Origin of the sequence: Paraburkholderia sediminicola (genome assembly GCF_046027355.1) — a bacterium.
Classification (GTDB): Bacteria; Pseudomonadota; Gammaproteobacteria; order Burkholderiales; family Burkholderiaceae; genus Paraburkholderia; species Paraburkholderia sediminicola_B.
Map to the genome: position 1 here is coordinate 66,778 of NZ_JAQQEK010000041.1, position 7,346 is coordinate 74,123.

Consider the following 7,346-nt stretch of genomic DNA (forward strand, 5'->3'; position numbering starts at 1 on the left):
CCAAGGCATCCGATGGACAAAGGCATTCTCAAGAACGTAGCGATCAACTTTTTCGGACTGGTGCTGCCGACTTTCGTCTCGCTCGTGACCGTGCCGTCGTATATCAAGCTGCTCGGCGTCGAGCGCTACGGCGTGATCAGCCTCGTGTGGACGCTGATCGGCTACTTCGGGATTCTCGATCTCGGCATGAGCATGGCCGCGCAGAATCACATCTCGAAGGCGCGCGCATCCGGCGACAAGGATGAGAGCGCGCGCGTGTTCTGGAGCGCGACGTGGCTCAATCTCGCGACCGGCGTGATCGGCGGATTGATCATCTATTTCGGCGCGTTTCTCTACACCGCGTATTTCACCAAGGTGTCGCCCGAGCTGCAGCACGAGGTGTATATGGCGCTGCCGTGGCTCGCGGTGGCGATTCCGATTGCCAACGTCTCGTGGGTGTTCGCGGGCGCGATCAACGGCGCGGAGCGCTTCGGCGTCTACAACACCAATCAGACCATCGGCACGTTCCTGTTTCAGTTGTTGCCGCTCGGCGCCGCGCTGTGGATGGGCGCGACCTTGCAGAACGTGCTGGCCGCCGCGGTGTTCGCGCGGATCGTGGCCGCGCTTCTGCTGGGCCGCTCCGCGGTAAAAGTGCTGGAGATCCGGCGCATTCTGCCGCCGCAATTCGGCGTCGCGAAGGGGCTTTTCAATTTCGGTGGCTGGATGCTGATTGCGAGCGTCACCACCATGATCGCCGACTCGCTCGATCGCGTGATGCTCGGCACGAGTCTCGGCGCGCGTTTCGTCACGTATTACACGGTGCCGCAGAACCTCGTGACGCGTCTGAACATCGTACCGACTGCGCTGGTGCGCACGCTGTTCCCAAGGCTCTCCGCAGTCGGACGCGCCGACGCGGACACCATCACCCAGCAGTCGCTCGAATTTCTCAACGGCGTATTCACGCCGGTCGCGCTGGTCGCGATGCTGGTGCTCGAACCCTTCCTGCATCTGTGGGTCGGCAATGAGATCGCCACTGTGGCGGCGCCCGTGGGCCGCATCATGATCGTCGCCGTGTGGCTCGTCGGCCAGGCGAACGTCACGCGGATTCTGATCCAGTCGCAGGTCAATCCGGCCACGGCCGCGCGCGTCGGCTTGTTCGAATTGCCCCTGTTTGCAGGGGCATTGTGGTTCGGCATCACGCATTTCGGACTGACCGGCGCGGCGGTGGCCGTGGCCGGCCGGGCGCTGTTCGACTACGCCGTGCTGCTGCGCCTGTCGGCGATCCGTGCGAAGCAGATCGCGCTCGACATGCTCGCCCACCTTGCTTTCCTGTTGGCCAGCCTGTGGCTCGCCAGCTTCCTGCCGGGTCTCGCAATGGCGATTGTTGCCGGCGTATTGATGGTAGGCGCGAATGTCGCCTGGTCGATCACGATGACACCCGCCTTGCGCGATCTTGCGCGTTCACTGCTGTTGCGACTGAATCCGAGGAAAAGCGCATGAACCACGAAGTCCTTGAAGAAGCCGTGCTGCAACCCGCGACGCGCAGCGCACTGGCCGAACTCACCACTGTTCCCGGCGTGCAGGCGCCGCCGCGCCGAACCGCGTTGCGTGCCGATAAAACGGTGCGCGTTGCGATCGTGCACGACTGGCTCGTCACCTATGCGGGCGCGGAGAAGGTGCTCGAACAGATCGTCGCGTGCTTTCCGGACGCTGACCTGTTCAGCCTCGTCGATTTTCTCGACGACCGCAGCTTTCTGCGCGGCAAGTCCGTCACGACGTCGTTCATCCAGAAGCTGCCGCTCGCGCGCACCAAGTACCGCTCGTATCTGCCGCTGATGCCGCTCGCGATCGAGCAACTCGACGTGTCGGCGTACGACGTGGTGATTTCGAGCAGCCACGCGGTCGCTAAAGGCATTCTGACCGGCCCCGACCAGGTGCATATCAGCTACGTGCATTCGCCGATCCGCTATGCGTGGGACTTGCAGCATCAATATCTCAAGCAGTCGAAGCTGACCGCCGGCCCGAAGTCGGCCATGGCGCGGTTGATTCTGCATTACATCCGCAACTGGGATATCCGCACCTCGAATTCGGTGGATGGCTTCGTCGCCAACTCCGAGTTCATCGCGCGACGCATCAAGAAGGTCTACCAGCGCGAAGCGCAGGTAATCTTTCCGCCGGTCGATGTCGAAGCCTTCGCGCTCTGTACCGACAAGGACGACTTTTATCTGACCGCCTCGCGGATGGTGCCGTACAAGAAGATCGATCTGATCGTCGAGGCGTTCGCGCGCATGCCGGAGCGCAAGCTCGTCGTGATCGGCGACGGTCCCGACATGCAGAAGATCCGCGCGAAAGCGGGGCCGAACGTCGAGATCATGGGCTACCAGCCGTTCAAGGTGCTGAAGGACCGGATGAGCCGCGCCAAGGCCTTCGTGTTCGCCGCGGAAGAAGACTTCGGTATTTCAGTGGTCGAGGCGCAGGCGTGCGGCACGCCGGTGATCGCCTATGGCAAGGGCGGCGCGCTCGAAACCGTGCGCGATCTGTCCGAACCGCGGCCCACCGGCATGTTTTTCGACGAACAGAACGCCGAGTCGATTATCGCCGCGGTCGAGCGTTTCGATGGTCACGTGAAGCGTTTTTCGCCGGTGGATTGCCGCGCGAACGCCGAGCAGTTTTCCGCCGCCCATTTCCGCGAGCGCTTCTTCGCGCATGTGCGGGCGGCGGTGCCGGCGTTGCGCACGGCGACGCTGCCCGCGTACGTGCCGTATAAGGCGCCAACCGTGGCGAACGGTCCGCGCATTCTGGCAGTCGATCAAAGCGGCGTGCTCGGTGGCGCTGAACTGTCGCTGCTGGAAATCGTCAAGGCGTTGCGCTCGCGCATCGAGGTCGTGCTATTCGACGACGGCCCGTTCCGCACCGCGCTCGCTCAAGCGGGCGTGGCCGTCGACGTGCTGGATGCGGGCGCGCTGCGCCATGTTCGCAAGCAGGGCGGTTCATTGCCGAAGGGCCAGGCGCTCAAGGGCCTCATGTCGCTCGTGCGCGCCACGGCCAAACGCGCGCGCAAGGCGGACGTGATCTACGCGAACACCCAGCGCGCGATGGTGATCGGCGCGATCGCCGGCAAGCTGGCGCGGCGCCCGGTGGTCTGGCATCTACGCGACATCGTGAGCTCCGAGCATTTCGGCGGCAAGCAACTGGCGATCATCAAATGGTGCGCGCGTCTTGGCCTTACGCATGTGATCGCCAATTCGGCCGCGTCGGCGCGCGCGTTCGCCGAGCTGACGCAGTTCGACGAAAAACGCATCGACGTGGTGTTCAATGGCATTTCCGCCGCGCCGTTCGACGCCTCGCGCACGGTGCCGCAAGCGACGCTGCGCAAGCGCCTCGGCTTGCCGCAGGACGCGTTTCTGGTCGGCTCGTTCAGCCGCCTCGCGCGCTGGAAAGGGCAGCATGTGCTGCTCGAAGCGATGGTGCTCAATCCGCAGATGCATGCGGTGCTGGTGGGCGCGCCGCTCTTTGGCGAGGACCAGTACGAGATCGAATTGCACGCGTTCGTCGCCGCGCACAACCTCGGCGGGCGGGTGCATTTTCTCGGCTTCCAGCACGATATCGCGGCCTGCATGTGCGCGGTCGACGCGGTCGTCCACACGTCGATCACGCCGGAGCCGTTCGGCCGCGTTATCGTCGAAGGCATGCTGGCGCAGCGGCCGGTGGTGGCGGCACGCGCGGGCGGCGTGCTGGAGATCATCGACGACTACGAGAACGGCGTGCTGTGCACGCCGGGAGATGCGCACGGTCTTGCCGACGCGCTCGCCGAATTGCGCTCGAACGACGAACTGCGCAACAGGCTGGTCAGGAACGGGTATCAGACGGCGCTGAGCCGGTTCGGCACCGCCGCCTATGTCGAGGGTGTCGAGCGGATTCTGAAGCGCGTGGCGGGGCCTAAAACGGCTTAGGGAGGTTTTTACGCGGGGGTAGGCAGGGACATGGCCAGTCCCTGCCGTTGGCGCAGCGGAGCGAAAGTCTCACGACGTTCGCTCCGTTTTTTTATCGCGCGTTTTTGCTGCGTTGGTTCAAGCCTTTTTCAAAGCCGCCTTTGGCTTGAAACTCGCCGACCACTTCATCGCCGGCAACTCGACCAGCCGGTAGAACACATACGCCACCGGCACGGCCACCAGCATGTAGCCGAACGACGGCCAGATCGACATTTGCAGCGCCGAGCGGAACAGCAGCGACGACAGCAGCACGAAGATCGGCAGATGGATCAGATAGAGCGAGAAGCTGAAATCGCCGAATCGCGACAGCAGGCGCGTGCCGAAGGCAGGGCCGCGGTCCGCATTGCGGCGCTCCAGCGCCTTGTACAGGTAGAACGCGAAGCCGACAGCCCAGAGCTGGAACGCACCGTACTGGCCGAAATGAAACGCGGCGCAGCCGAGCGCGACAAACCCCGCGGCCAGCGCATAGAGCCACACCGACGAGCGGGCCTGTGGCGCGCGACGGGCACGGGCGTCGGCGATCCAAGCGCCAAGCGTCCACGAAAACCAGTAAGAGGTGAAGAACTGAATGTCATGCCGTTCGAGCACATAGGCGGACACCACGTTGACCACTGCGACGATCGCCAGCACGGAGGTCATACCGAGGCGCCGGCGCAGCGCGAACAGCAGCGGATAGATTGCGTAGAACTGCACTTCGAGCGAGAGCGTCCAGAGCGCGCCGTTCGAGCCGAACGTCTTGCCCGCCACGCCTTGCAGCGAAAACAGATTGACGAGGAAGGCCTGCAGGCCGATCTCGCGGATCTTGTGGTTGACGGGCGGCAGTTGCAGGCTGAACCAGTCGAGCGCGAAGGTCAGCACCAGTGCCGCGAGCAGCACGGGATAAATGCGCGCAAAGCGGCGCAACCAGAAATTGCCCGTATCGAGCCGGTAAGCCGGATTACCGGCCAACCGCAGCGCGCCGCCGCGGTGAATGCAATAGCCGCTGATCACGAAGAAAATTGGCACGCCCGCGGAGCCCCATGCAATCGGGAACGTCAAATACGCGGCAATTGCATTCAGACTGAATGCGTGGCCCACGCTCTGGTGAAACGCCTGCATGCCGACCCATTCCACCTGGCGGCAATGAAAATACGCCACCAGCAGCGCGGCGAAGCCTCGCATGGCGTCGATGACATGCTCCTTGCCGGCGCTGTCGGCGCGCGCTTCGCTCTGAGCGCGCGGCGCGGCGGCCGTGCGAGGCGGGGAGAGGGGCAGGGATGAGCCGGCGGCATCCAGTGCTGAGTCGCTCATGCGCGGTCCTTATTCTGACGGAGGAAAAACGAATTCGCGCGGGCGCCGTACGCGCCTGCGGTGCATGACATGCTAGAGCACGGCGCGGGTAAAAAATCGATAAAAAATTGCGTGATGAATTGAATTAATTGACGATTTTGTGACGAATTGTAATTGAGCATAAGCAGATGCAGCAGCGAATTATTTACCGCTTTTGTCGTGCTACTTTAAGCCACGGATTCTCTTGACCCGAGGTGAAGTCATGAACCTGCATTTACTCGCCGGCATTGCCGTGCTGCTGATCCTTGTCGCTGCTTCCGCCTATCGGGAGGCGCTGCGCAACGAGCCCATCCGCCGTTTTCGGATGAATTCGGGCAAGCTGCCGCAGCTCGACGAGAACGAATAACGCGGGCTTGAAGAGCCGCGAGGCGCGCCCGCGATCCATCCGCCGGCGCGCCTGGCGCATCTGAAGGCCAGTTGTCAGGATATGTAAAATTTTCGGAATTGCCGAAAAATAAATCGATTTCAGTGCGTAATTGTTGCTCGCCGTTATCACGACGCGGCATATTGAAAAAGAATGGATTTATTTATTCGAATTGAGGAAATTTCACATACGTACTGGCGTCATTTTTTGCTAGTCTTTCCGGCGACATCGATTGGCCGTCAGGCCCGCGAACACACCAATTTCTAACCGATGTGGGAATGCCTACCATGCTGAAAGTCACCAAAGCCGTGTTTCCCGTAGCGGGCCTCGGGACACGATTCCTGCCGGCTACCAAAGCAAGTCCTAAGGAAATGCTGCCGATCGTCGACAAGCCGCTGATTCAGTACGCGGTCGAAGAAGCGATTGCCGCCGGCATCACCGAGATGATCTTCGTGACGGGCCGCAGCAAGCGCGCCATCGAAGATCACTTCGACAAGTCCTACGAGATCGAAGCCGAACTCGAGGCGCGTAACAAACAGAAGCTGCTCGATCTGGTGCGCAGCATCAAGCCGGCCAACGTCGACTGTTTCTATGTGCGTCAGGCCGAAGCGCTCGGCCTCGGCCATGCGGTGCTGTGCGCCGAGAAACTGGTGGGCGAGAGCCCGTTCGCCGTGATTCTGGCCGACGACTTGTTGCACAGCTCGAAGCCGGTAATGAGCCAGCTCGTGGATACGTTCAATCACTATCACAGCTCGGTGATCGGCGTCGAAACCATCGCGCGTGAAGACAGCCGCTCGTACGGCGTGGTGGACGGCCGCGAGTGGGAAGACAACGTGATCAAGCTGTCGGGCATCGTCGAGAAGCCGGCACCGGACAAGGCGCCGTCGAATCTCGGCGTAGTGGGCCGTTACGTGCTGATGCCGACCATCTTCAAGCATATCCGCGCGTTGAAGCCGGGTGCGGGCGGCGAACTGCAATTGACGGACGCGGTGCAATCGCTGCTGACCGAAGAGCAGGTGCTCGCTTATCGTTACTTCGGCACGCGTTTCGATTGCGGCAGCAAGCTCGGTTATCTGAAGGCGACGGTGGAATTCGCGCTGCGTCATCCGGAAGTGAAGGCGGAATTCGAGGCTTATCTGCAAGCGTATATGCAGACCAATATGCAGGACGGCGTGCCTGCGCAATATACGGCGGAAGCGGCTTAGGCTGCGTCAGTAGTCGCTGCAAACTCACCACGCAGAGGTAACGCGCAGCAGCATCGCGCGCATTAAAACGGGCGCCGCAAACCACGCGGCGCCCGTCTTTTTTTCAGCCGTGGGTTGCGCCAGTGCTGTACTTTCTTCAGGAAAACGAAGCGCGCACTGAGCGGGTAATGCGCCCTTTGTTTTTGGGAGTGTAGGGAGGTTCCTACATCAATTGAGGATCGGTCTTCTATAAATCTGGTCCGGGTTTCGATATCGTCCAGGTAGTCAGCAAAACTACAGGGTGTTGTAATGGGGATATCGATGATCAGTCTATTTCGCAGCCGACGCGGCTTCCTGAGTGTGCGGCGTGTTGCCAGTGGTGGAGCGATGGCGTGTCTATTGGCTGCTGCTATGTCCGCTCACGCTGACGAGATCACTTACGGCTACGACCCGCTGGGCAGGCTCTCTTCCGTTTCCGTTGGAGGCGCGACCGCGTAT

Annotated in this window: 5 protein-coding genes; 4 read left to right on the plus strand and 1 reads right to left on the minus strand. The window is 61.7% G+C overall.

Annotated elements, in window-relative coordinates; genetic code table 11:
- The first annotated feature begins 12 nt into the window (after positions 1-12).
- On the plus strand, positions 13-1,479 hold the full coding sequence (locus PQR42_RS39760; RefSeq protein ID WP_408495244.1) for a flippase: 1,467 nt from the start codon (positions 13-15) through the stop codon (positions 1,477-1,479).
- Positions 1,476-3,932, plus strand: a complete 2,457-nt coding sequence (locus PQR42_RS39765) for a glycosyltransferase family 4 protein (protein WP_408391369.1) — start codon at positions 1,476-1,478, stop codon at positions 3,930-3,932. Before PQR42_RS39760 ends, PQR42_RS39765 begins: the two co-directional genes overlap by 4 nt.
- A 117-nt stretch (positions 3,933-4,049) precedes the next feature.
- On the opposite strand, the gene PQR42_RS39770 is transcribed toward PQR42_RS39765, so the two are convergent.
- Positions 4,050-5,261 carry an acyltransferase family protein gene (locus PQR42_RS39770; protein WP_408391372.1) on the minus strand — a complete coding sequence of 404 codons (1,212 nt, stop codon included), beginning with the start codon at positions 5,259-5,261 and terminating at the stop codon, positions 4,050-4,052.
- A gap of 241 nt (positions 5,262-5,502) precedes the next feature.
- On the opposite strand from PQR42_RS39770, the gene PQR42_RS39775 reads away from it, so the two are divergent.
- Together PQR42_RS39775 and galU are read left to right on the plus strand one after the other, a co-directional pair.
- The gene (locus PQR42_RS39775) at positions 5,503-5,646 is read left to right on the plus strand and encodes a hypothetical protein (protein WP_408206562.1); all 144 of its coding nucleotides are present in this window, start codon (positions 5,503-5,505) and stop codon (positions 5,644-5,646) included.
- Between the two features lie 305 nt (positions 5,647-5,951).
- Positions 5,952-6,869 (plus strand): UTP--glucose-1-phosphate uridylyltransferase GalU, encoded by a 918-nt coding sequence (gene galU, locus PQR42_RS39780; protein ID WP_408206564.1) that lies wholly within the window; start codon positions 5,952-5,954, stop codon positions 6,867-6,869.
- Positions 6,870-7,346: the final 477 nt, after the last annotated feature.

Excerpts from the sequence above, each read along its gene's own strand:
- PQR42_RS39760 (WP_408495244.1), top strand. The coding sequence starts at position 13 with ATGGACAAAGGCATTCTCAAGAACGTAGCGATCAACTTTTTCGGACTG.
- PQR42_RS39765 (WP_408391369.1), top strand. The coding sequence starts at position 1,476 with ATGAACCACGAAGTCCTTGAAGAAGCCGTGCTGCAACCCGCGACGCGC.
- galU (WP_408206564.1), top strand. The coding sequence starts at position 5,952 with ATGCTGAAAGTCACCAAAGCCGTGTTTCCCGTAGCGGGCCTCGGGACA.
- PQR42_RS39775 (WP_408206562.1), top strand. The coding sequence starts at position 5,503 with ATGAACCTGCATTTACTCGCCGGCATTGCCGTGCTGCTGATCCTTGTC.
- PQR42_RS39770 (WP_408391372.1), bottom strand. The coding sequence starts at position 5,261 with ATGAGCGACTCAGCACTGGATGCCGCCGGCTCATCCCTGCCCCTCTCC.